This is a genomic window from Streptomyces sp. NPDC093586 (assembly GCF_044764905.1).
Taxonomy (GTDB): Bacteria; Actinomycetota; Actinomycetes; order Streptomycetales; family Streptomycetaceae; genus Streptomyces.
The window spans coordinates 1-22,359 of sequence record NZ_JBIWJA010000066.1 but is presented as its reverse complement, the minus strand read 5'-3'; the positions used below and the strand labels follow the sequence as shown (position 1 = coordinate 22,359).

The 22,359-nt window shown below is 71.6% G+C and carries 22 protein-coding genes and 1 pseudogene; 4 read left to right on the top strand and 19 right to left on the bottom strand.

Going from position 1 to position 22,359, the window contains the following annotated elements; all coding sequences use genetic code 11:
• The first annotated feature begins 424 nt into the window (after positions 1-424).
• The 3 genes from ACIRFH_RS35530 to ACIRFH_RS35520 all read left to right on the top strand — a co-directional run bounded on the left by ACIRFH_RS35530 (position 425) and on the right by ACIRFH_RS35520 (position 2,699).
• Positions 425-835 (top strand): transposase family protein, encoded by a 411-nt coding sequence (locus tag ACIRFH_RS35530; protein ID WP_403530394.1) that lies wholly within the window; start codon positions 425-427, stop codon positions 833-835.
• Entirely contained in the window at positions 757-1,320 is a 564-nt protein-coding gene (locus tag ACIRFH_RS35525) for a transposase (protein ID WP_403530391.1), read from the top strand. Before ACIRFH_RS35530 ends, ACIRFH_RS35525 begins: the two co-directional genes overlap by 79 nt.
• 131 nt (positions 1,321-1,451) lie before the next feature.
• Positions 1,452-2,699 carry an IS256 family transposase gene (locus tag ACIRFH_RS35520; RefSeq protein WP_403530388.1) on the top strand — a complete coding sequence of 416 codons (1,248 nt, stop codon included), beginning with the start codon at positions 1,452-1,454 and terminating at the stop codon, positions 2,697-2,699.
• Here ACIRFH_RS35520 and ACIRFH_RS35515 read toward each other — a convergent pair.
• The 19 genes and pseudogenes from ACIRFH_RS35515 to ACIRFH_RS35425 form a co-directional block, all read right to left on the bottom strand.
• Positions 2,677-2,958 (bottom strand): hypothetical protein, encoded by a 282-nt coding sequence (locus ACIRFH_RS35515; protein WP_403530399.1) that lies wholly within the window; start codon positions 2,956-2,958, stop codon positions 2,677-2,679. The two genes, ACIRFH_RS35520 and ACIRFH_RS35515, sit on opposite strands and share 23 nt — an antisense overlap.
• 103 nt (positions 2,959-3,061) lie before the next feature.
• Positions 3,062-3,433 (bottom strand): annotated as a pseudogene (locus ACIRFH_RS35510) (NUDIX domain-containing protein); the annotation flags it as partial.
• Positions 3,434-3,883: 450 nt separating this feature from the next.
• Positions 3,884-4,777, bottom strand: a complete 894-nt coding sequence (locus tag ACIRFH_RS35505; protein WP_403530385.1) for a carbon-nitrogen hydrolase family protein — start codon at positions 4,775-4,777, stop codon at positions 3,884-3,886.
• A 240-nt stretch (positions 4,778-5,017) separates the two neighbouring features.
• Entirely contained in the window at positions 5,018-5,647 is a 630-nt protein-coding gene (locus ACIRFH_RS35500) for a M15 family metallopeptidase (protein ID WP_403530397.1), read from the bottom strand.
• 506 nt (positions 5,648-6,153) lie between these two features.
• Positions 6,154-6,675 carry an NUDIX domain-containing protein gene (locus tag ACIRFH_RS35495; protein WP_403530382.1) on the bottom strand — a complete coding sequence of 174 codons (522 nt, stop codon included), beginning with the start codon at positions 6,673-6,675 and terminating at the stop codon, positions 6,154-6,156.
• Between the two features lie 146 nt (positions 6,676-6,821).
• Entirely contained in the window at positions 6,822-7,598 is a 777-nt protein-coding gene (locus tag ACIRFH_RS35490) for a PIG-L deacetylase family protein (RefSeq protein WP_403530379.1), read from the bottom strand.
• 40 nt (positions 7,599-7,638) lie between these two features.
• Complete coding sequence (locus ACIRFH_RS35485; RefSeq protein WP_403530376.1) at positions 7,639-8,526, bottom strand: glycosyltransferase family 2 protein; 888 nt, start codon at positions 8,524-8,526, stop codon at positions 7,639-7,641.
• A 26-nt stretch (positions 8,527-8,552) separates the two neighbouring features.
• A complete protein-coding gene (locus ACIRFH_RS35480) occupies positions 8,553-9,200 on the bottom strand; it encodes a hypothetical protein (protein WP_403530373.1) in 648 nt (215 codons plus the stop codon).
• Positions 9,197-11,569 (bottom strand): methyltransferase, FxLD system, encoded by a 2,373-nt coding sequence (gene fxlM / locus ACIRFH_RS35475; protein ID WP_403530370.1) that lies wholly within the window; start codon positions 11,567-11,569, stop codon positions 9,197-9,199. The genes ACIRFH_RS35480 and fxlM overlap by 4 nt, the downstream gene beginning before the upstream one ends.
• Before the next feature lie 31 nt (positions 11,570-11,600).
• Positions 11,601-12,986: a phosphotransferase gene (locus tag ACIRFH_RS35470; protein WP_403530367.1), complete on the bottom strand. Its 1,386-nt coding sequence runs from the start codon at positions 12,984-12,986 to the stop codon at positions 11,601-11,603.
• Positions 12,983-13,696: a class I SAM-dependent methyltransferase gene (locus tag ACIRFH_RS35465; RefSeq protein ID WP_403530364.1), complete on the bottom strand. Its 714-nt coding sequence runs from the start codon at positions 13,694-13,696 to the stop codon at positions 12,983-12,985. The genes ACIRFH_RS35470 and ACIRFH_RS35465 overlap by 4 nt, the downstream gene beginning before the upstream one ends.
• Positions 13,697-13,830: 134 nt before the next feature.
• The gene (locus ACIRFH_RS35460; RefSeq protein WP_403530361.1) at positions 13,831-15,150 is read right to left on the bottom strand and encodes a methyltransferase domain-containing protein; all 1,320 of its coding nucleotides are present in this window, start codon (positions 15,148-15,150) and stop codon (positions 13,831-13,833) included.
• Positions 15,147-16,523: an MFS transporter gene (locus tag ACIRFH_RS35455; protein ID WP_403530358.1), complete on the bottom strand. Its 1,377-nt coding sequence runs from the start codon at positions 16,521-16,523 to the stop codon at positions 15,147-15,149. Before ACIRFH_RS35455 ends, ACIRFH_RS35460 begins: the two co-directional genes overlap by 4 nt.
• Complete coding sequence (locus ACIRFH_RS35450; RefSeq protein WP_403530355.1) at positions 16,507-17,547, bottom strand: phosphotransferase enzyme family protein; 1,041 nt, start codon at positions 17,545-17,547, stop codon at positions 16,507-16,509. Before ACIRFH_RS35450 ends, ACIRFH_RS35455 begins: the two co-directional genes overlap by 17 nt.
• A gap of 82 nt (positions 17,548-17,629) precedes the next feature.
• Complete coding sequence (locus ACIRFH_RS35445; RefSeq protein ID WP_403530352.1) at positions 17,630-19,093, bottom strand: NUDIX hydrolase; 1,464 nt, start codon at positions 19,091-19,093, stop codon at positions 17,630-17,632.
• 61 nt (positions 19,094-19,154) lie between these two features.
• The gene (locus tag ACIRFH_RS35440) at positions 19,155-19,304 is read right to left on the bottom strand and encodes a hypothetical protein (protein ID WP_403530349.1); all 150 of its coding nucleotides are present in this window, start codon (positions 19,302-19,304) and stop codon (positions 19,155-19,157) included.
• A gap of 239 nt (positions 19,305-19,543) precedes the next feature.
• Positions 19,544-20,413, bottom strand: coding sequence for an endonuclease (locus ACIRFH_RS35435; RefSeq protein ID WP_403530346.1), 870 nt, complete (start codon positions 20,411-20,413; stop codon positions 19,544-19,546).
• A complete protein-coding gene (locus ACIRFH_RS35430; RefSeq protein ID WP_403530343.1) occupies positions 20,410-20,814 on the bottom strand; it encodes an aldo/keto reductase in 405 nt (134 codons plus the stop codon). The genes ACIRFH_RS35435 and ACIRFH_RS35430 overlap by 4 nt, the downstream gene beginning before the upstream one ends.
• The gene (locus ACIRFH_RS35425) at positions 20,808-21,509 is read right to left on the bottom strand and encodes an aldo/keto reductase (RefSeq protein WP_403530341.1); all 702 of its coding nucleotides are present in this window, start codon (positions 21,507-21,509) and stop codon (positions 20,808-20,810) included. Before ACIRFH_RS35425 ends, ACIRFH_RS35430 begins: the two co-directional genes overlap by 7 nt.
• A 74-nt stretch (positions 21,510-21,583) precedes the next feature.
• On the opposite strand from ACIRFH_RS35425, the gene ACIRFH_RS35420 reads away from it, so the two are divergent.
• Complete coding sequence (locus ACIRFH_RS35420; protein ID WP_403530338.1) at positions 21,584-22,204, top strand: hypothetical protein; 621 nt, start codon at positions 21,584-21,586, stop codon at positions 22,202-22,204.
• The last annotated feature ends 155 nt before the right edge of the window (positions 22,205-22,359 follow it).

The window sequence follows — 22,359 nt, the reverse complement described above, 5'->3', positions numbered from 1 at the left end:
CGCCGATGTCGCTGACGCAGCCGAACGCGGCATCCACCGAGTCTGCTCCAGCGAGCAACTCCCGTGGTCCTTCCTCACCCACACCGGCCTGACCACTCATCCCCAAACACCACAGAACTAACGAAAACCTCAGTAATCGGCGGCCGAGTCGTCGTGGGGAGCCGGGCGGCCATGCATGTGGAGCCACAAGCCGGCAGCGCACCGAGAGCCACACCCGGCTCCCCTGGGTGGCACAACCCTACGAATGGCTGGGCCTCCCGGGAAGAAAGGTAGAGCGCACCGGTGGCTTTGTTCACGAGTTTCGGTTCTGGTCCAACTTCTGTGGTGTGCGTACTGCCTGTGACTGTTGATCTTGCTGGCCCATCTCCCAAGATCGTCTGGAAACGGCCGGTGACGGCAAGGTTCGGGCTGATGGTTCTGGGCTGTGCGCGAGGTACTGCTCCGGCTAGAAGAGCTGCTCTTCCTGTCGGCTTCGGAGATCAGGGTGGTGTCGGTGCAAGACGACGGCGACGTGATCCGGATCGGTGTCAGATCCCGGACGGCCAACGCTCGCTGCCCAGGCTGCGGAAGCTGGTCGGCGCGGGTGCACGGCTCCTACCTGCGGTTTCCCGCCGATCTTCCCGTGGCAGGACGGCGGGTGGTACTGCGGCTGCGGGTCCGGCGGTTCACGTGCGAGGACGCCTCATGCGGGCGGCGGACGTTCGTCGAGCAGGTCACGGGCCTGACCCGCCGACACAGCCAGCGCCGACCGAACGAATGCGGTCGGCGCTGGCCGAGGTCGGCCTCGCGGTGGCCGGCCGAGCCGGCGCCCGGCTGGCCGACGTCTTCGGGGTGAGGGCCAGCCGGAACACGGTCCTGCGACTGGTCGACGCGCTCCCGGAGCCGCAGCCGCGGACCCCGCGGGTGGTCGGCGTCGATGAGTACGCGATGCGCAAGGGACGCGTCTACGGGGCGGTCCTGGTCGACGTCGAGACCCGCCGACCAGTTGACCTGCTGCCGGATCGCGAGGCGGGGACGGTCGCGGCCTGGCTGGCCGAGCGCCCGGGGATCGAGGTCGTCTGCCGTGACCGTGCTCCGTTCTTTGCAGAAGGCGCCAGCATCGGGGCATCCAATGCCGTCCAGGTTGCCGACCGTTTCCACCTCTGGCGCAACCTTGGCGAAGCCGCCGAGCGGTGCATCTCCCGCCATCGCTCGTGCCTGCGCGCGACCACCGCCGAGACGGCCCCGGAGAAGGTAGAGGTCCAGGCACCGGCGGACGGCGGCTCGCCATGGCCCACCGGACACCGCTTCGGATGGCGTCCCGCTGTGTGGTGTAGGTGATCTCCGCGGTTGAGTGCGCGGGTTCTGCTCCCTGGAGTGCACCGTCTGCCGGTGTCTGCTCCCTGCTCAACCGGCAGGCCACCGTGCAACTGTCCGGAGTGAACGGGCCGTTCGACCCCAGGGGGTGCACGGTGGCCTTGTCCCGGCATGACCTGCTTCGCCTGCTTGAGTCACTACGTTCGGCCGATGGTCTTGAACTCGTCCGCGAGGTCGCCGAAAGGCTGCTGCAGGAACTGATCGAGGCCGAAGCCACCATGAAGACCGGCGCCGAGTGGGGCGAACACACCGGCACCCGCACCACCTGGCGCAACGGCCACCGCGAGAAAACGGTGACCACGCAGGCCGGCGACCTGGAGCTCGCCATCCCGAAACTGCGGGCCGGAAGCTTCTTCCCCAGCCTCCTCGAGCGCCGGCGGCGCATCGACCAGGCCCTCTACGCGGTGATCATGGAGGCATACGTCCACGGCGTCTCCACCCGCTCCGTCGACGACCTCGTGAAAGCCCTCGGCTCCGACACCGGGATATCGAAAAGTGAGGTTTCCCGAATATGCACTGAGCTGGACGAACAGCTCGACGCCTTCCGCACCCGGCCGCTGGACCACCTCCGGTTTCCTCACCTGTTCCTCGACGCCACCTATGTCAAGGCCCGCGTCGACCACCGCATCGTCTCGCAGGCGGTCGTCATCGCCACCGGCGTCACCCAGGACGGTGGCCGCGAGGTCGTCGGGGTCATGGCCGGCGACAGCGAGACCGAAGTGTTCCGGGCCCAGTTCCTGCGTCACCTGCGCGAACGCGGCCCCAGTGGCGTCCGCCCGGTCATCTCCGACAGCCACAGCGGCCTGGTCAAAGCGATCCGCAAGGTCATGCTCGGCGCCGCCTGGCAGCGCTGCCGGGTCCACTTCGTCCGCAACGGCTTCGCCGTGATCCCGAAAGGGTCGGCGGAGATGGTCGCCGCGACGATCCGCACGGTCTTCGCCCAGCCCACCGCGGACGCGGTCCGCAGCCAGCTCGACACCGTCGCCGACATGCTCGGCCGACAGTTCCCCAAGGTCACAGAGATGCTGCTGGAGGCGAAGGAGGACCTGACCGCGTTCGCGAACTTCCCCCACCAGCACTGGAAGAAGATCCGGTCCACGAACCCGCTCGAGCGGCTGAACCGGCAGATCAAACGCCGCACCGACGTCGTCCAGGTCTTCCCCAACCCGGCCGCCGTCCTCCGCCCGGCCACCGCCGTCCTCGCCGAACTCCACGAGGAATGGATCGCCTTCCCCCGCCGCTACCTCTCCAACGAGAGCATGGACGCCCTCTATCCCGACGACACGATCGTCCTGCCCGCCACGTCAGACGACCGATCGCCTACACCACGACAAGGGACATGACCGTCAGCGGCTCACCGCCGTGCAGTTCGATCGCGAGCCGGCGGCCCGGGAAGATCTCGGTGAGCCGGCGTACCTGCCCGGCGTCGATCCGCGCTCCTCCCGGGGCCTCTTTGTGCTTCTCGTAGAAGTAGATGCAGTCGATGTCGCAGGTCTCCTCGCGCACCTTCAGGATCACCGAGACGGCGGCCTCGCCAGCGTCGGCCTCCAGGCTGCGGTACAGCTCGTCGATCGGGCCGTGCCGGGCGAGTGTGCTGTGCATCGGCTGCCTCCCTGATGCGGGGCGAGGCGAATGGGTGGGGGCAGGCGTCCAGGAGCCCGAGCAGCGCGCCCTGCCCGGACTGGAGCACGTGCGCAGTCTCCAGCGGGATCCAGAAGCACTCGAACCGTGTCGGCTCGCCGTGCCCGTCGTGGTCCTCCTGGCTCGGCCACCGTTCGGGGGTCGGCTCGGTCAGCTCCATCAAGAAGACGTGCCGCTCCTGGATCTCAGGGCGGTACGGACCCATGTCGTACGAGGTCACGCCCAGCTTGCGCACGATCTTGAAGTCCGTCAGTCCGGTCTCCTCGCGGGCCTCGCGCAGCGCCGCCGCCTCGGGCGTCTCGCCCTCGCGGATGCTGCCGGCCGGGACCTGGACGCCGGCCTCCTCCCAGGGGAAGTCGGTGTGGCGGTGGACCAGCAGCTTGCCGCTACGCACGATGTAGCACAGCGCCTTGGCCTTGGTGATCTTCTCGGACACGGGGTTCTCCTCAGGAGTCGTCGGATCGCGCCCGCCGGTCGCAACCCGGAGCCGGGCCACGAGAACCGGGCGGAATGGAAGCGCTGAGTTTAGGTCTCGCGAGGAGACTCCCGACAAAGTCCGCAGAGGCCGAAGAAACCTGCCGCATGAGGGTGTCGCCACCACTCGTGCAGAACTTCAGGAACGCGGTGCGCTGGTCGACTCCATCCTGGAGAGGCAGATCCGCAACGCTCGGTTCTGGGCAGAGCAGGGACTGCATCCGAACGGCGTTTCCGTCAGTGCGGACGTCATCGCGCAAGGCCTTGCACGGAGCCGCCGAGAGCACGCCTTTGTTCACGCTCACCACGAGACCTTCGACGGCGCACTGTGACCGATGTGTTGCTCGTGGGAGTCCTCGCTTCGAGATGGGGCGGGCGAGCCGTAAGGCGGTGAGATCGGTGGCGTCCGGTCTCAAAACGTTGTGCGGTCCTCGCTGCGCGGGTCCCCGACCACCAGCCGGTCCTCGTAAAGCCCTTCCTGCGCCCGTCGGCGCCATGGCCGGGCGTACCGAAGGGCCACGTCGATGTCCGTGTCGGTCGAGTCGAGGTTGATGTCCGCGACCGCCAGAGCGGGTTGTCCGTCGGCGGGGCACTGCGCCAGCCATCGGCCGCCGGGCGCTACGATCCCGGAGGGCACCGTGGCGCTGAACTGTGCCGGCACGGCGTAGCCCAGCCAGTAGCAGTACAGCGTCCCGTAGGCCTGGGCGACGCGTGCCCTCGGAGCGTCGTCGACCATCACGGAGAGCAGGACGCAGTCGACGCCCAGGCGCTCGTACTCGTCGAAGAGCGGCGGGAAGTGCGCCTCGACGCACAGCGCGCAGCCGAACCGGATGCCGTCCACGCCGAAGACGAGCGGCTCACGCCCTGGGGTGTACAGATAGGAGACCTCGGTGTGCGACAGAAACCGCTTGTCGTACCTGGCGACCAGCTCGCCGCGGTCGGAGACGACGAAGAGGCTGTTGTGGGGCCTGTTCGGCGGCGTGAGCGGGTGAAGCGACCCGAACGCCGTCCACAGCCGTAGCTCCCCAGCCAGCGCAGCGATCGACTCGGCCTCCTCGCGCAGGACGTCCCAGGCGGCACGGCTCCAGTCGGCCGGGACAAGCTCGCCGTCCGGGCCGGCCGCCATCACGTGCTTGCTCGGATAGACGATCGCTCCCTCGGGGAACTGCACCAGCCGCGCACCCGCCCCGGCTGCCTCCGCCATAAGGGCCCGGATCTCCTGCCCGGCCGCCCGCAGCGCGCCGCGGTCGGTGGGGTCCTCCGGCACGGTGCTCTGCGCGACAGCCAGTCGCAATGTCCTCGCCATGGCGCGGACGCTACGCGACCCGCTGGTGCCCCGGCCCTGTGCTCCGGGTGGTCCGGCCGGATCCCTGCGGGTTCTGTCCTGTTCGCCGGCCTGGGGAGCTCGTGCCGCCTCGGTCGTACGAGGAGGTCGCTGCCGTGCTGCGCCAGCCCTTGGACCGTGCGGATGCCGGCTCTCAGGGCCGGCACGGCACCGGCATCCGGGTTGGCCCGCGTCGGCTGTGAACGAACGAGCAAGTCCCAGTCAGCGAAGGGAGCGAGGTCCGTACAGCGCCGTCGGCTGGTTGGTCATCAGGGCCCAGTACCGGTCGCCGTAGCTCCAGTGCCACCACTCCGTGCCGTAGTTGATCAACCCGGCGGTGGACAGGGCACCGGCCAGCAGGTCCCGGTTCGCGCGGGCCTGGGGGCTGATCGAGGCGGCGTCCGTGTAGCAGGCGCCGTCGCTCTCTTCGGGGCTGGCGTTCACGCGTGTGCCCATGTCGAGCTCGGTGCCGTCGGCGTCCACGAGGGTGAGGTCGACGGCGGCGCCGGCGCTGTGCGGGGCGATCTCCGGCGGGGACACGTACCGGCTGGCGGCCTGGTGGACCTGCTCATCGGGCCAGGCCGGGTTGGCCGCGCGGAGCTCGTCCGCGTACTCCTCGAAGTAGCGCCGTTGCAGGTCGGGCGGGCGGAAGCCCTCGATGTAGAGCAGGCGCAGCCCCTCGGGCAGGAGCGACTGGGCGTGGACGAGCCGGTCGAGGACGCCGCGGCGCAGATGGGCGTACGAGCCGGTCGTGTCGGCTCTGCGGTCGTCGACCAGCAGGGTTCCCCGTACGTCGACGAGCGGCTCGCCGCAGTCGGCGACGGGGATGGCCGCCACGCGCGGGTCGGACATCAGGACGATCGGGCCGGGCGCCAGGGTGATGTGCATCCAGGGCGCGGCGTTCTCGCGGTGGGAGTGCCCGAGGGGCTCGATGCCGCTCTGGTCGGTGAGGCTGAACCCGGTCACCATGACCATGCTGGACCCGTCGGCCACGGACACGAGGTGTGTTCCGCAGTCGGGGCAGAAGCCTCGTCGCAGGGTCGGGTAGGTCGCGTACCACTTCGGCTCGCCCCCGGGCCCGGTCCAGATCAGGGAGTCCAGGGGGAAGCCCACCCACAGCACCGCAGGCCCACCGGAGATCCGCGTCTCATGGACACATGAACACAAATGCGGATCATCTGGCACGCCGGTGACCTGGTAGGAGATCCGGCCGCACTGACAGTGTCCCGTTCGAACCAGCGGTGCGGCATCCGATGCGGCTCCTGTGGCCGACAGGGGCCGAGCGGCCACAGGGGGCGTGCCCGGGGAGGGTGATGTGTTGCTCATGCGAATCCTCGCTTCGAGATGGGCCAGGCGGGCTACAAGGTGGTGAGGTCGGTGGCGTCCGGCAGTTCGGTGAGGGGCTGCCGCGCGGCACGGGGGATCCCGAGCCGCGTTCGGGCCTGGTGGACGGCGGCGAGCTGGTCGGCCGCCGGGAGTCCCCAGTCGAAGAGCTCCAGGGCCTGCTCGGGTGTGGCCAGGATCCGGATGTGGGTGCGGCCGGTGGCCGGGTCGGCGGATGGCGGGCCGAGACGGGTGAGGGGGGCTGCGTACAGGATGGCGGCGATCTGCTCGTTGTCCCAGGTGCCGCCGTCGTAGACGTGCAGGATCTCGCCGGGAAAGCGCGTGTTGGCGGGCGCGTTGAGGCTGTCGGCGCTGACCCAGTCCACGGCGAGCCCTCGGTCGACGGTCGTGGTGACGCCGAGTTCTTCGCGCAGTTCCCGCGCGGCGCCCTGGGCCGGGGACTCGTTCGGATCGACGGCGCCGCCCGGCAGGAGGCAGGTCGTGCGGTAGTCGACGTGCTGGACCAGGATGCGGCCGCGCCGGTCGGTGATCAGCACGGACGTACCGGCTCACCAGGCGGCCGAGGCACGTAGGACCCCGTACTCCTCATCGGTTATCACCGTGCTGGGCGGCCCGTCAGGGGCGGGCGTGGCGGTCATCTTGTCTCCGATCGTGCGGGCGGAACCATGTGGACAGCGGTCGGTCAGGCGACGAGCCGGTGAGGGTCACCCGGCGCGGGGCCGGGGGTGAGCCGGGTGAAGGACTCGGTGCTGATGATCTCGTTGCGTTCTGCTTCGGGCAGGCGGGCGAGCAGGCCGGGCAGGGGCCGCTCGCGGGCGGCTTCGCTGCGGTGCGCGAGGATCGCCTCCATCTTCACCGCGGCCCACGGGGAGACGTCGACGGTCGTGGTCACGTACGCGTCCGGCACCGCGAGGAGCGTCTTCCCGACGCTCTGCAGGAGCGGGCCGAGCCGGCCCACACCGGATTGCGAGTGCGTGGCCGCGTACAGGGCCGTCGGCTGCCAGGGCTCGCCGGCGTCGGGATACAGGTGCGGCAGGCCGGCGGCCTCGACGGCGAGGAGGGTGATCTGGTGGGCGCGCCGGTGGTCCGGGTGCCCGGTGAGCTGGCCCAGGGCGTCGTGGCCGACGACGATGTCGGGCCGGACCTCACGGATGTGTGCGACCAGGCGGCCGACGGCTTCGTCGAGGGGCGCGTCGACGAGGCGTATGGCGCTGTCGGGTGTCGAGGTGGGGTTGTGGGCATCGGCGTAGCCGAGCAGCCGCGGGGCCCCGGCGCCCAAGATGTTCAGGGCGTCGGCGAGTTCGGGGGCTCGGTAGCTCGTCGGGGTCCAGGTGGCGGTGACGACGCAGGTGCGGGCGCCGACGGCGTGGTGCTGTGCGAGCACACCGCCGGCCAGCAGGCTCTCATCGTCGGGGTGGGCGAACACCCCCATCAGGGAAGGCAATGACGGCTGGTTCATGGCGAAGGGGACTCCTCGAAGTGGCGGAGGGGCAAGGAGGTCAGATGATCGGCGGCCGCCCGGCGGTGGTGAGCCGGTAGACGGTGCGCCAGCTCATCGGACGCCGCCGCTGCGTACGTCGGCTCGTCCATCCTTCGCGCATGCCGCGCAGCGTCTGGCCCAGTCCGCCGCCGCGCACGGCCCGGGCCAAGGTGATCGCGGTCCACGTGCCCAGGTAGAGGGGGAGGAGTGGGGCGGGGAGGTTGCGGTGGGCGATCCAGATCCGGTTGCGGGCGGCGAGCCGGTGGTACAGCGCGTGGCGGGCGGGTTGGGTGAGGGGGTGGTGCATGCGGATCGAGGCCGCGTACCAGCCGCTCCAGCCCGCCTCGTACAGCCGCCAGGCCAGGTCGAACCCCTCGTGGTACAGGAAGAGTTGATCCTCCCACCCGCCTGCCGCGTCGAAGGCGTCGCGCCGGATCAGGACGACACCTTCGGTCATCGAGGCGACCTTCCCCGGCCGTCCCGGGTTTGAGGCGTGTAGCCGGGGGACCCATCGGCGTGGCGTGGTCACATCGTCCGGGCCGGTCAGCCGGGGCTGCACCCAGGCGGCTTCTGGGTGCCGCTCGGCCTCGGCGACGAGCCGGGCAAGGACATCGGGGCGGGGGAAGGTGGCGTCGTTGTCGAGGAAGAACAGCCACTCGGCCGGATCGCCCGCGTCGCGCAGCGCGGCGGCGCCGGCGTTGCGACCGCCGGGGATGCCGATGTTCTCGGGCAGGCACACGGTGAGCGCACCGGCCGGTACGGCCTCGGGCTTGCAGCCGTTGCCGACCACCACCACCACCCGCACGTCGACGCCGCCCTGGGCAAGGAGGGTCGCCTGCGCGGCTCCTTCCTCGGCAGGGCGATCGTTCATGGTCAGAACGACGACGTCGACGCGTGGGCGGGGCATGGGTTTCTCCAGGCCGTCGGGGCTGGTCAGGGCGTGGGGACGGGAAGCCGGCCCCAGTTCTCCCAGTCCATCAGGACCAGGGGCGCACGTGTCAGGTTCGCCCAGTGCAGATCGGCGTGCCCGGTCGTCGTCTCCCGGATCCGGACGGGATCGATGCCGAGGAAGCGGCGGAAGTTCCGGTCGACCCAGTTCTGCCGTACCGATTCCCGGTCGGTGGGCACCATCGCGAGCGTCCCGAGCGCGGACTTCAGCTCCGCCCACCACGAGTCGGGCAGAGCGACGTCCTGGTCGAGGACGGGAGTGCCGCTGGTGACCGGTGGGACGGGTACGTACTCGGTGAGCTCGGCCCGGTAGGCGACGTCCCGGGAAGTCCAGTCGAGGACGCCGCGAAGCCGCGGCCGCGGCACCGACCGGGGCACGCGCATGTCAGCACTCGCCGTCCCCTCCCACAGCCGTCCGCCCGCCTTGTCGGCCTCGGCGGAGACGATGCGCAGCCAGCAGTCCCCGGCCCGCCGCCCCAGGGTGCGGCCCTGCCACCCCCACACCTCCGACCCCGACGCGGACACCCTGAACTGCTGCGCGGCGGCCGCGTGCGCGCGCCGCATCTGGTCCCGCTCGTCGCGCTCCGCCGGAGCGACGAACACCGCCTGACACACGGCCCGTTCCACCGTCACACCCCCTCCGCCACAGCGTCGGCCACCGGACGCTCAACGGGCCCGGGCAGCACAACGTCACGACCCGGCCATCGGAACACCATCCGGCAGTTCACCTTGTCCAGGACGTCGCCGGCGGGCAGTGCATCGTCGGGCGTGCCGGCCGGGTGGACCGTCAGGACGGGATCGGCGTGCTCGTCGTTGGCCTCGGCGCGGATGTGTCGGTCCCAGGCCAGCACCGTGGCCACCAGTCGCTCGGCGAGCTCGGGCCCCTGCTCGCCGAAGGCGTACGCGAACCACTCCCACCCCTTGTCTTCCCGGCGGTCGCTGTCCTTGGTCTGGACGTGGATCAGGTAGGCCAGCGAGGCCTCGCCGAGGATCGCGGGGGCGTCGCGGTCCTTCGCGATGCCGGTCACCGCCTCGGCGGACTCCTGGTGGACGGCCAGCCGGCAGAAGCCCGACAAGGTGGTGGCCGCGAACAGCTGCAGGGAACCGAAGTACGAGTTCGCCCCCATGGTCACGCCGGTCGCGACCTCGTGCCGCCGCCCGCGCAGCGCCTCCTCCAGGCCCTGAGTGCCGACGGCGGAACCGTCGTCGAAGCGCAGGGCCAGCGCTCCGTCGAGCAGGGGGACGACCGGGGCCGGGCGGGCCTGCTGCCCCTGGTCGCGGACGAAGCCGCAGTAGGTGAAGCGGCGGGCGTGCAGCACCTCGCCGCGCCGCTCGAACGCGATCGCCCTGGTGTAGCCGCCCATCTCCAGCGGCATGACCAGGCGCCCGCCCTCGGCCAGCTGCTCGCGCCAGGCCGGGGAGATGTCCCAGCAGTTGTAGGTGACCATGCTGCCGTCGAAGCCGTCGCGGGGCACGAGGCGGGCGGGCGCGCCGAGGGCTGCGTCGGCTTCGACGACGGTGACGCGTCCGCTGCCGGCCTCCGCGAGGAAGGCGCGGGTGCGGCGTACGACCCACGGGTCGATGTCGACGCTCACCACGCGACCGACGGGCCCGGCGGCGTGGGCGATCAGCTCGGCGTTGTAGCCGCCGGATCCCGCCTCGAACACGATCGCTCCCGGTTCGAGGTGCAGGTGCTCGAGCATGTCGGCCTGGAGCCAGGCCGCGGACACCGAGCTGATGGCCGTCCCGGTCTCGTCGCGTCGGGTGATGACGGCCCGGTCGCCGCCGTCGTATGCGGCCGCGAGGCTCGCTTCCGGGGCGAAACGGTGGCGCGGCACGGTCCGCAGCGCGTCGCGGACGGGCTCGGACGGGGCCCAGCCGCCGTCGATGACCGTCTGGGCCATCGCCTGGCGCAGCCGGACGGCCTCGGCCGGCTCACCCGGCACGGGCGGCCGATCGGCGGCGAGCGGGTAGGAGACCACAGGCGGCAGGTCCGGGATGACGCCGGGCCACACGCTGTCGATCGCAAGTGCGGCCGGGACGAAGACGCCCCCGACACAGGCGAGAGCGTGCAGGTCGAAGAACTCCCAGCGGGCGAACAGCTCCGGCTCCGCGTCGGTCAGCGTTCCCGTCCACGCGGTGATGCGGACGACGGCCGTGAGCCGCGGGATGCCGTGGCTGTCGTCCACCAGCATCGTCACCACGTACGCATTCGCCGGGTCGGCGACCAGGCCCGTCTCCTCGGCGAGCTCGCGGACGGCCGCGGCGGCGAAATCCTCCGGGCCGCGGGTCTTGCCGCCGGGAAGTTCGAGCATGCCGCCGCGGGAGCGGCCGAGCAGGACCCGGCCGGCGTCATCGGTGACGACAGCGAGGGCACCGGTCAGAGCATGAGCGGTGGTCGGCCGCTTCTCGACGGCCCTCGTGCTGGCGTGGCAGGGACCGCGCAGGACCAGGACGGCCAAGCCGTCCGCGTCCAGACGTTCCACCGTCTCCCAGCCGGCAGCGAGCACGGCGATCTCGTCCTCGTCCAAGGCGATCCCGCGCCGCTCCTCGGGCGTGGTCTCCGCCACCGGGGTGATGACGACGAGAGCACCGCCGTCCCGGAGCCGCTCACCCAGCCCGTGAACGATGCGCCCCCTGTCCTGCACGAACGGGTACATCAGCCGCATGACGACCAGGTCGTACCCCTCTTCATCCAGCGGGGCAGGATCGTCACGCTCGATGTCCAGGTGCAGCCAGCGCACGCCCTCGACGCCGGTGTGCTCCTCGCGGGCCCGGGCGAGCGCACTGTCGGCGAAGTCGCACGCGTCCACGGTGTAGCCGAGGGAGGCGAGGTAGGCGGCCAGCTCGCCGGTGCCGCAGCCCGCATCGAGCGCCCGGCCGCCACCATCCGGGGCGGAGGCGTGCTCGGCGAGGATCTCCCGCTCCCGCTCACCGACCTGCCGGAACCCCCGGCCGTCGCTGAAGTGCTTCTCCCACTCGTCGCGGGCTGTGTACGTCAACGTGCTGCTCCTCGTACGTAGGCGTGGGTGTTCAGGGGCGTTGTGCGGCGCGGAGCCGGGCCAGCGTGCGCCGGCCGCGCTCGATGAGCTCGGGGTCGTGGTGGGCGGCGCCGTAGGAGATCCCGGAGACGGAATCCAGGACGGACAGGACCGTGAGGTGAGCTTCTTCGTCTGGGGTGAAGCTGCGACCGTAGCCGTCCATCACGGCCTGGAAGAGGTCGGGCCGGCCGTGCCAGGCGTCGGAGAGTCGTACGAAGTCCCGTACGGCCGGGCCGTCTTCCGACCGCTCGAAGTCGATCACGAAGAGAGCGTCGCCGGCCTCGTCCCAGCGCAGGTTGCGGAGCTGGAAGTCACCATGCGTGTGCACCGTCATCAAGGGGGTCAGACCGGCGGCCCTCTCGGCGGTGGCGCGGATGAACTTCTCGTCGCCGGGGCCGAGGTGGGGCAGGGCGCCCGCGAGGTGGCGCTCCAGCTTCCCCAGCGGCAGGCCGGCGGCGGCCGGCCGGGGCGGGGCGCTGTGGTGGATGGCCGCCGCGAGTTGCCCGATGCGGTGGAAGATGAGGCGCTGCTGCGCGGGCGGGTGGACGGCGCCGTGCAAGGGTCGGCCGCCCACCGCGGTGAGCACGACGGCCCGCAGCGTGGGGTCGGCGGCCATCAGCCGGGGTGCGGCCGCTCCGAGGCCGGGGACCCAGCTGCGCAGGGCATCCACCTCACGATGGTGGAACCGGTCGTTCTGGTGGATCTTGACGTACCACTCGCCGCCCTCGGCCCCGGCCGCCCGCCACACGCGGCTCTCCTCCCGCGCCCAGGACACGTCCGTCCACCCGGTGATCCGGCCGACGGCCTGCTCGGCGAACGCGCGCACCGCCTGCTCCGGGACCGCGCCTCGCGCGGCGGGTTCAGGGAGCAGGACCAGCCGGTCGACGGACCGGTCGTAGGCGATCGGGTCGCCGGGCTCCTGGAAGTGCACGGCCATCCGCGCGCCGGCCCGGTAGGCATCCAACCCGGCGCGGCAGTACGCCACCATCGGCTCCGGCAGGGCGTCGAAGGAGAACCAGCCCATGGCGTCGCACACCTGGGGCTCCATGACCTCCGGGGTGCCCTCCCACCGTTCCACGACGAAGAACATCCCGATCCTGGCGCCGCCGGCCGGGGCCCGGTGGTGCACGGTGACGGCCGCCCGGACATCGGCCGGGTCGATGACGACACCGGCCTCCTCCCGGGCCTCACGCACCAGGGCGGTGACCATGTCCTCCCACGGTCCGTCCAAATGCCCGGACACGAGATGCCAGCAGCCAGCCGCGTACACGTCACCGGCCCGCCTGGACAGCAGCACCTCCGGCTGCCCGGCCGCCCCGTTGCGTACGGCGATCAGGTGGACGTCGAGCGGCTCGGTGTGCCGCTGGGTGCCGCTCACGCAGCGCCGCCGGGGCGGCGCGCGAGCAGCACGCTGAACACCGCATCCTCCTTCAGGACGCCGCCGCCGGCATGGTCCTGGAGCAGACGGAGTGCGGCGGCCTCGAACTCGCCGTGGCGGCCGGCGAACAGGGCGGGGCGGGCGAAGCTGGTGGTGCGCAGGTAGCCGATCACGTCCTCGGGGGCCCAGAGGCGGGAGACGGGGAAGCTGCGCTCGGTCACTGCGCTGAACGCCGAGTCCGCCAGGTCGTCCTCGTAGGAGCGGTCCGGCCCGGCGTAGGTGCCGCAGGTGCCCGCGCGCCGGTCTTCGCCGAGGTAGCTCTGGATCAGTGCCCGAAGGGCGGCCGTCCAGTCGGCCTCATGGGTCCAGAGGCTGCCGTCGCCCATGATCGTCACGACGGCGTGCGGCGCGGCTACCCGGTCGGCCATGGACAGGACCTCCGGGCGGGACATCCAGTGGAAGGACCGACAGCAGGTGATCAGGGTCGGTGCCCGGCCGGGCACGGCGGGCGCGAAGGTATGGGCGGCGCCGGTGAAGACGTCGACCGTGCACGCTCCGCGGACCGGTTCGAGTGCGGCGCGGGCCGCCTCCACCATCGAGGCGTTCACGTCGACCAGGTCGATGTGCGCCAGTCGGCGCAGGACGGGCAGCAGCGCGCGGGGCACCTGGCCGGTTCCGGTCCCCAGGTCCAACAGGACGGGGGTAGGCACACCGTGCTGGGTGGCGGCCAGGAGGTGAACCGCGGCGTCCGGGAGGCCGGGACGGTAGCGAGCGTAGTCGGCGGCCTCGGGCCCGAACAGGGCATCGTCCGAAACCGCCGCAGAGGCCGGTCGATCGGGGCGGGTCATCGTGCATCTCCAGTCTCGCCAGAGGAAAGCTGCCAGGTCAGCGTGCCGTTCGGGCTGGCGGCCCACTGGCTGCCGTCGGCGTCGAAGCGGAGCCGGAAGACGTCCGGCGCACCGGCCGCCCGCCACCGGCCGGCGACATCCTGGATCTCCGCCCAGAGGTCCCGCGGCCCCGCAGTCGTCACGTCCCACCAGCGGTGGCCGACAGCCCGCACGCGCAACCACGACCGGCACGCGGGCGCGCCGATCGTCAGGTCCTCCGCGCCGAAGTCGCGCACCAGGCCCGGATACAGATGGTCCAGGGCCAGCCACATGCCGCGCGCCGTGTCTTCCGGCGGCGCGAGCATGCTGCGCTGCGTCCACCCGGCGGCCGTGGTGATCTCCGATCGGAAGGCGGCGGACAGGAACAGCCGGTCGAAGCCGGACCCGGCCCGGTGACCGAACTCGACCGCCCGCAGCTGGGCCTCCACGCTCCCGTCCTGTCGCCGTTCGATCACGGCCAGGCCCGGCCACGACGGCGACGACGTCCCGAGCGTCATCAGGGCGCGCCCGCCCGGCGCCAGCTGCTCCACCAGGGTCTGCGGCACGTGGCGGACAGCGAAGGAGACAAAAATCCGGTCGTACGGCCCGGCGGCGGCCCACCCGGTGGTGCCGTCCCCGGTGACGGCGGCCGGCCGGTAGCCGAGAGCGGACAGCCGCTGGCGGGAGGCCGCGGTGACGTGCGGATCGATGTCGAGGGTGACCACGCCCGCGTCGCCGCACACGAAGCAGGCCACCGACGCGGTCACCCCGGCACCGGTCCCCACATCCAGCACCCGCTGGCCGGGCCGCAGGTCCAGCTGCTGCAGCAGGTCCGCGGTCAGGCCCATCGTGCTCGACATGGCGGTCATCACGCCCCCGCGGCGCGGCCCGGGAACGCGGCCGAGGATCGGCTCGCCGTCGTGCTGGATCGCGACGCTGTCCCCGCTGTGCAGCCGCTCCAGCAGCTCATCCCGGTCGGCCGGACGGGAGAAGTCCAGCAGATCCCAGCGCGGCGGCGTCTCGTCCGGAGCGCTGCGCCGCACGTATGCCTGGGGCATCAGGATCTGGCGCGGCAGCGCGAGCAGGGCCTCTCGCACCGGTCCGGGGCCGAGCGCTCCGCTTTCCTCGAGCCGGGCGACCATCGCCGCCCGGGCCGCCACAGCCCTGGGAGTGTCGCCGGAGGGCTGCGCCGGAAGGAGGGGCGCGGCGGGCGCAGTGGGGTCGCTCAGCACGGTGCACTCCAGGGGATCGGGTGGGGGAGAAGCGGGCATCGCCGCCGAGTTCGGTACCTTGTTCACGAGGCATCGCCTCCGAGTGCGCGCTCGTGCCGCATGTCGTCCGTGCGCGCTGGAGTGGGCACGGCGGGTGGGGACGTCCGGGCTGCGGGCGACGACGGCAGAGGGGCGGCGGGCGGGTCCGGCATCTGCCGTAGGGCGCGGATAGGGGAGCGGGCGAGGACGACGAGCGGGGTCAGGAGCAGGAGGGTTCCGGCGGTCAGAGCGGGCCGGACACCGATCCACGTGCCCAAGGCGCCGGCGAGGAGCGCGGCCACGGGCCGGGCGCCGGACGTCAGCCAGGTGCTCACCGCCTGCATCCGTGCCTGCATCCCGGCCGTGGTGACGATCTGGCGGATGGATCGCTGGGTAGTGCCCGCTGCCCCGGCGCAGGCGAGCTGCACAAAGAGAGCCGCCCCGATCGTGATCTGCCAGGCAAGGCCGGGGGAGGCGAGCAGCAGCGGGATCTGGGTGAGCGGGGTGATCGCGAGCGCGGTCAGTATCATCGGCCCCGGTCCGTACCGGCGGGCCAACGCCGGGGCGGTGAGCGCTCCGGCGGCCGCGCCCAGCGCGCCGAGGCCCAGCACTACGCCGAACGCGGTCGCGCTCATCGCCAGGGACCTCAACAGGTACAGCGCCCAGAGGGTGTTGAGCAGCCCGAGGGCGAACGAGGTCGTGGCGTTGACCAGGGTCAGGGTCCACAGCCGGTCATCGCCGCGCACGTACCGCAGGCCCTCGCCGATCTCGCCGCGCAGCCGGCGGGACTCCGAGCGTGCGCGGGCGCGTTCGGCGGTCTGGATGCGGGCGGTGCACACGGCGCTGACCATGTAGGAGGCGACGTCGCCGAGCAGGGCCCGTGCAGGGCCGAGCAGCGCGGTCAGCGCGGCGCCGAGGTGGCTTCCGGCGGTCGCGGCGACCGCGAACAGCGCGCCGACCCGGCTGTTGCTCCGCTGGATCAACGACCGGTCGACGAGGCTGGGCAGCAGGCTGATGGCCGCCGCGTCGTGGAACACACTCGCCGCCCCCTGCACCACGGCGACGAGCATGAGCTGCGTGAGGGTGAGGGTGCCCAGCGCGGCCGAGACCGGCACGGTGGCGAGCAGCGTCGCGCTCACCAGGTCCCCGGCGATCATCTGCCGACGCTTGGAGTGCCGGTCGGCGAGCGCGCCGGCGTACAGGGCGAGCAACGCGGGCGGGAGCTGCCCGAGGAACGCCAGCCAGGCGACCTGGGCGGTGGTCGCGTCCAGCTGGAGCACGGCCAGTACCGGCAGCACCATCTGCGTGATCGAACTGCCGGTCACGCTCGCGGCCTGACCGGTCAGATACCGGCGGAAGTCCCGGTGCCGCCACAGCGAGTCACCGGAAGGTGTGGCAGGGGGATCAGCGCAGGACGTCACGGAGCACCTCCTCGGCTTCCTCCAGGCGCTTCCACAGCACCGTCGCGGCCTTGTGTCGGGCGTGCCCGTACGCCTCCAGGGCCGGAGTGACCGAGGCAGGGTCGTTCAGCGGCTCGGACAGGGGATAGACCGAGCAGGCCAGGTAGCCGGCGGCGACGCGCGGCACGGCGAGGAGGTCCTCGGCCGGCAGCTGAGGGTTCGCGGACGGGTAGGCGCCAACGGCGTGGGCCAGGCCCGGGATCCATTCATCCGGACGGGCCAGCACGGTGCGCGGGTCCAGCACGATCCGGCCGAGCTCCCACGCGGCACTGCGATGCCCCGGAGACCGGAAGTCGATCACTGCGGCAACCGCCTCGCCGCGCAGCAACAGGTTGGGCGAGGCCAGGTCCCCGTGCACGATCTGCGCCGTCAGAGTGTCCGGCAGCTTCTCCAGGCGGGCCGCCACCTCGGGAAGGGCGGCAAGACGCCGCGCCGCGGTGCGGCGCGCCCAGGCGGCGAACCCCTCCGGCGCAGGCGGTGCGGCGGCCCAGTGGGCGAGCAGTTCCTCCAGCCGCCGCTCGGCGCGCGCGATGTCGCACACCTCCTGGGCCGCCACCGGGTGTGGCGGTCCGACGGGATGGCGGGCCAAGGCCCGGTGCAGGCGGCCGACGGCCTCGCCCACCGCGGCCCACCGGTCGCCGGACAGCCCGCCCTCGGCCGTCTCCGCGCCCGCGACGTACTCCGCCACGGACACCGACAGCCCGCCCGCCGACGCGATCACCTTGCCCGTCACCGTCCGCCGCACGGCCGGCACCGGAGCCCCGGCCGCCCTCGCCGCCTCGCCCAAGGCCAGGGCCCGGCGCTCCTGGTCCACGTCAGTGCCAGGGAGGTACGCCTTGACGAACCACCGCCGGCCCGCGTGGTCCTCGGCCACGTAGTTACAGGTCGCCGTTCCCTCCGGACCTTCGCTGACCACGGTGGGCGTGATCCGGTACAGCAGCGACAGGATCCCGGCGACGACCATGACGTCGGACTCGGCGCTCACCTCGCCGCCCCCGACGGTGCCGGCCTGCGGACGGACGGGGCATGCTGCTCGGGCTGGTTCCCGATAGGTGTGCTCACCGTGTTCACCACCCCATCTGGGAGTAGGGGCGACCTTCGGCGATCGCGGCGATGGCCGTTCGGGTGTAGGGGACGAGCCGGTCCGGCAGCTCATCCCGCGGCCACCACTTCCAGGCCAGGCACTTGTCGGACTCGAGGACCTCCGGCTCTCCCTTCCAACGGCGAGCGCGGAACACGAGCTGCATCAACGGCAGCGCGCCTGGGCTGTCGATGACGTGGACGACGTGCGCCAGTTCCACGTCCATGGGGTCGATGAGGAGACCGGCCTCCTCCTCCGTCTCGCGGACCAGGCAGGCGAGGGCGGACTCCTGCTCACACCGGCCGGCGAGGTAGTGCCAGGTGTCGCCCGCGTACTTCGCATCGGGGTGACGCAGCCCGAGAAGCACCCGGCCTTCGGCGTCTTCGAGGTGGAGGTGGACTCCGATGCCTTGCAGCACCGTCCGGCTGCCCCCGTCCCACACGGCGGGAACCGCGTCCTGCTCGTTGTTCGGGGGGCTCTCCGCCGCATGCCGGCGAATCAGGTCGCGTGTGCCAGGGCTCAGGCGGAGCCGGTCCAGTACGTCGGGGGTGAACCACCTCAGCAGCACGCCCTCGTGCAGCCGGAGCCGGTCGGGGTTTCCGCGCCACCGGCCCGTGAACACCTGGACCGGGACGCTGAGGCCGTCGACGCTGGTGGCCGTCTCCACGGCGTACGGCTCCAGGTCATCCAGCCGGAGGTCGGGGACCTCCTCGGACAGCTCCCGCAGCAACATGTCCTCAAGGCTCTGGTCTTCGTGGCTGCGGCCGCCGCCGAGCAGGTCGAACGCCCCCGGCTGCCAGATGCCGGGCTTGTGGTCGCGCAGATGGAGCAGGTACCGGCCCCGGCCGTCGTGGATGAGCGCGGAGGCGTTCACCGGCTCCGGCTGCCCGTCCAGCCGCGCCTGGAGGAGCTTCTCGCGCAGCGTCGGCGAGGTGACCTCCGACAGCGGAAGCCACCGGGCGCCGGACACATCCTCGTCCTGCAAGGTGATCGCCGGCGGCTCCTCGCCGGCGAGATAGAACACGTAGCGGAAGTCGTAGTGCTGGTGGGCCGGTTCGCCCTTGGCCGGGTTGGCGTCGATGTCGTGGACGTCGATGTCGACCGGTGAGCCGAGCATCTGCCGGGACAGGCACAGGGCCCCGGGCGAGATCCCGGCTTCCTCCGCCACCTCACGCAGCGCCGCGGCGAGCAGCGTGCGGTCCTCGGGCTCGATGTGGCCGCCGGGCGTGAGCATGAGACCGGTGGCCCGGTGCCGGATGTGCAGGACCCGGCCCTGGCGGTCGACGATGACGGCGCTGCACGTGACGTGCCCGGGTAGCGTCGTTCGGGCGGTCACGTCGACGGACCGGTCCAGCGCGGCGAGGAGCTCGGCCAGGGCGTCACGCTCGCCGGGGTGCCGGCCGAGGTACGCCTCGACGGTCCTGCGGATCGCGGTGGAGCTGGGTGGCATGGGAGTCGTCTCGCCTTCGGTGTCAGGGGGCGGGCAGGCGGGGGAAAGAAGCTCCAGCGGTTCAGCTCCCCGTTCCATGGCCGGACGGCTTGGCGCCTCGGGGGCCGGGCACGCCGCCGGTCGACGGCGCGATTCCGTACTGGGCGGCCTGGGCGATGAACATGCCCCGGGACAGGCCGCGCTTACGGCAGATCAGGTCCGCAGGGACCATGTCGCCATCTAGTTCGGCTGGCGTCAATGTGTTCCCCTCTCGTGGACGTGGCGGTGGCGTCGCCGTGCTCAACGACGCCGCACGTCTTCGAGCACCTGTTCCTTTCGGACGCGTTGTACGCCCTGTGATTCAGCGGCTTTCCGAGGGTGCGCAGTGCATCGACCCTTGCCGCACAAGGGCGCGGGGCTCGGGGGAGGTTGGCCGAAACGCCGACGTTCGGTCGCTGCAGCCGTCGGCTGTCAGTCAGCCCTCTTTGCTGGGGCTTCGCCCTGTTCGCCCGGGGTGGACGGCAGGCCCAGGCGCAGCGTCATGACGGCGTGGTCGGTCAGCCCCGCTTCGCGGGCTTCCTGGTCGTAGTCGCAGGCCAGGACACGCTCGGCGTGGGGTGTGGAGACGAAGAGGTGATCGAAGCGGAAGCCGCTGCCGCTGCGCCCGAACCAGGAGTGGGCGATCTTGTCGGGGTGGAGATGACGGAAGGCGTCGGTGAGGCCGGCGGCCTGAAACGAGTCGTAGAAGGCGTACTCCCATCTGCCGAACACCTTGTGCGGGGGCTGGTGGCCGGGTTCGATGACGTTGAGGTCCCCGGCCACGATGACGGGCATGTCCGGGAAGGAGGCGAGCAGCAGCGGCAGGCTCTCGGTGACCGACTCCTGGAAGGCACGCTTGGCGACGTTGCGCTGGTCCTTCGGACCGCGGGAGGGCACGTACAGGCCCAGCACGCCGATGTCGTGACCGCCAACGGTGACGCGGGCCGCCGGGGCACGGTGGGGGGTGACGGTGACTGGGCTGGGAACCGGCTGGACATCGCTGGAACGGCAGGCGATGACCGTGCGGTAGTCGGGCGTAGACGGCTGAGGGGCGATCACGGTGGCGTACCCGCGCTCGGTGAGCGCGGTGACGAGGGCCTCGCCGCCCCGGGTGGAGGACCCCTCGGTAAGGACGGCGATATCGGCGCCCTCCTGGCCGGCGATCCATTCGGCCTGGCGACGCGAGCGTTCAGCAGAGGCGTGCTGGGCGTTGAACAGCAGCAGCCGCACGGCGTCGGCGGCCGGCCGGTGGGCGGGTCCGCCCGCGGTGATCAGGGACAGTTGCTCGGCGGGAGAGGTCATCGGCCAGCGCCCTTCTCGTCGAGGAACACCTCGCCGGCCGCGTCCAGGTTCTGCTGGAGCCGGCCGAGGGTGTCACGGACGAAGGCGAGTTCGTCGGTGGTGAGCGGGGTGCCGATGGCGGTCAGGTTTTCGGTGACCTGCTCGGGGCGGGTGAAGCCGACGAGGACGGCGGCGTTGTCGGCCTGCTGCAGGCAGTACTGCAGGGCGACGCGGGTCAGGGCGGCGGAGGTGTGGCCGAACCGCTCGCGCAGCGGCGCCAGGCCGTCCTGGATGATCTTCAGCGCGCCGGGGGTGAACCACGCCTTGCGCAGCCGGTGGTCGCCGAGGGCGAAGACGGGCGGCCGGTCCGGATCGTACTTGCCGGTGAGCAGCCCCTGAGCGAGGGGTTTGTTGATCAGCACGCTCGCGCCGAGAGAGGCGGCGAGGCCGAAGATGTCGGGGCGGCCGGCTGCCGGGGGCGGGTCAGGGCGTTGTAGCGGGCCGCGAGGTAGTCGGGGCGGATCTGCTCGGCGAGGTGGGCGAAGCGGGCGTACTTGTCGCCGCGCTGGTCCTTGGCGACGGTGACCCGCTCGGTGGCGTAGCGGTGCGGGCCGCGCACCCCGACGGCGGTGACCAGGCCCTCGCGCTGGAGGTCCCGCATCTGGGCGATGGCCGCCTCCAGGTAGCGGTCGTCGGGCCCGAAGTCGGCGTTGTGGAAGAAGTAGATGTCCAGGCGGTCGGTGCGCAGGTTCTCCAACGTGGTCTCGAGCTGCCGGCGCATGGCCGAGGGGAGGTAGGCGTGGCGGGCTGTGCCGCGGTGGTAGCCGACCTTGGAGGACAGCACCACGGTGTCGCGGGGGACGGTAGCGGTGAAGTCGCCGATGATCCGCTCGGAGTGCCCGTGTCCGTACACGTCGGCGGTGTCGATGAGGTTCGCGCCGAGTTCGTAGGCCCTCTCCAGACCGCGGCGGGAGGCGGCGTCGTCGGCGGTGGACCAGCCCATCGGCAGGCCCAGGTTGTGGTCGGGGCCGCCCAGCGCCCAGGCGCCGATCCCGATCGGGTGGACGGACAGCCCGCCGGCCAGGGTGCGGCGTGCGGGGGAATTCGGAGCACTCACAGGAAGTACCTCTTACCTCTCAATTAGTGGCAAATGCTGATGGATTGGTTCGGGAAGTGAGTATGGTGCGTCGCGTGACGACACAATCCCCCTTCACCGAACTTGACTTGAACGCGATCACCGAGCGGCGCTGGGTCGACCGGAACGACTTCACCGACGGCGAGTTCGAGCGCGCCCGCGCCTTCTACGAGCAGATGCGCGCCGACGACGAGCGCCTGGAACGGGTGCGCACGGAGGCGTCCGCCCTGATCAGTGAGTGGACCGGGCACAAGTCCCGCGATGTCGGCTCGTTCGGCACCAGGCTCAACCTGGAGACCTCCGACCTGGACCTGGGCATCGGCTACCCGGTCGAGGACCGCGACCGCCTCCGGAAGGTCCTGGAGCCCCACACAACGTTCCTGGGCGAGCGCAAGACCCGCTTCTCCACCTCCCGGCTGGTGTTCTCCTTAGCCCTGGAGGGCATCGAGATCGACCTGAGCGCGCTGACGGTCGAGGACTTCGCCGTCGCCTGCCGGATGCTCGACCAGATCGACCAGACCATGACGCTGGAGGAGCGCATCGCGCACACCTGGGTCAAGCACCTGCTGCGTAGCTCGGGCCGGGTGGAGGAGTACGCGGCCTGGAAGCTGACGACCTACGCCCGCTTCTGCCCGGAGTTCAACTGGGTGCCGATCCTGGAGAAGCCGGGCGCGTGAGATCGCAGCCCCGGGTGCCCCGCCCGCGCGGACGGGGCACCCGGGGCGGGCCGGGCCCTTAAAGAGCGTTTTGTCCCGGCAGGGTTGTTTGGTTCGAGCTTCAGGTGTCGCGCCAGTTCGGGGTGCTTTCTCGGGCGAGTCTGCGGCTTATGAGG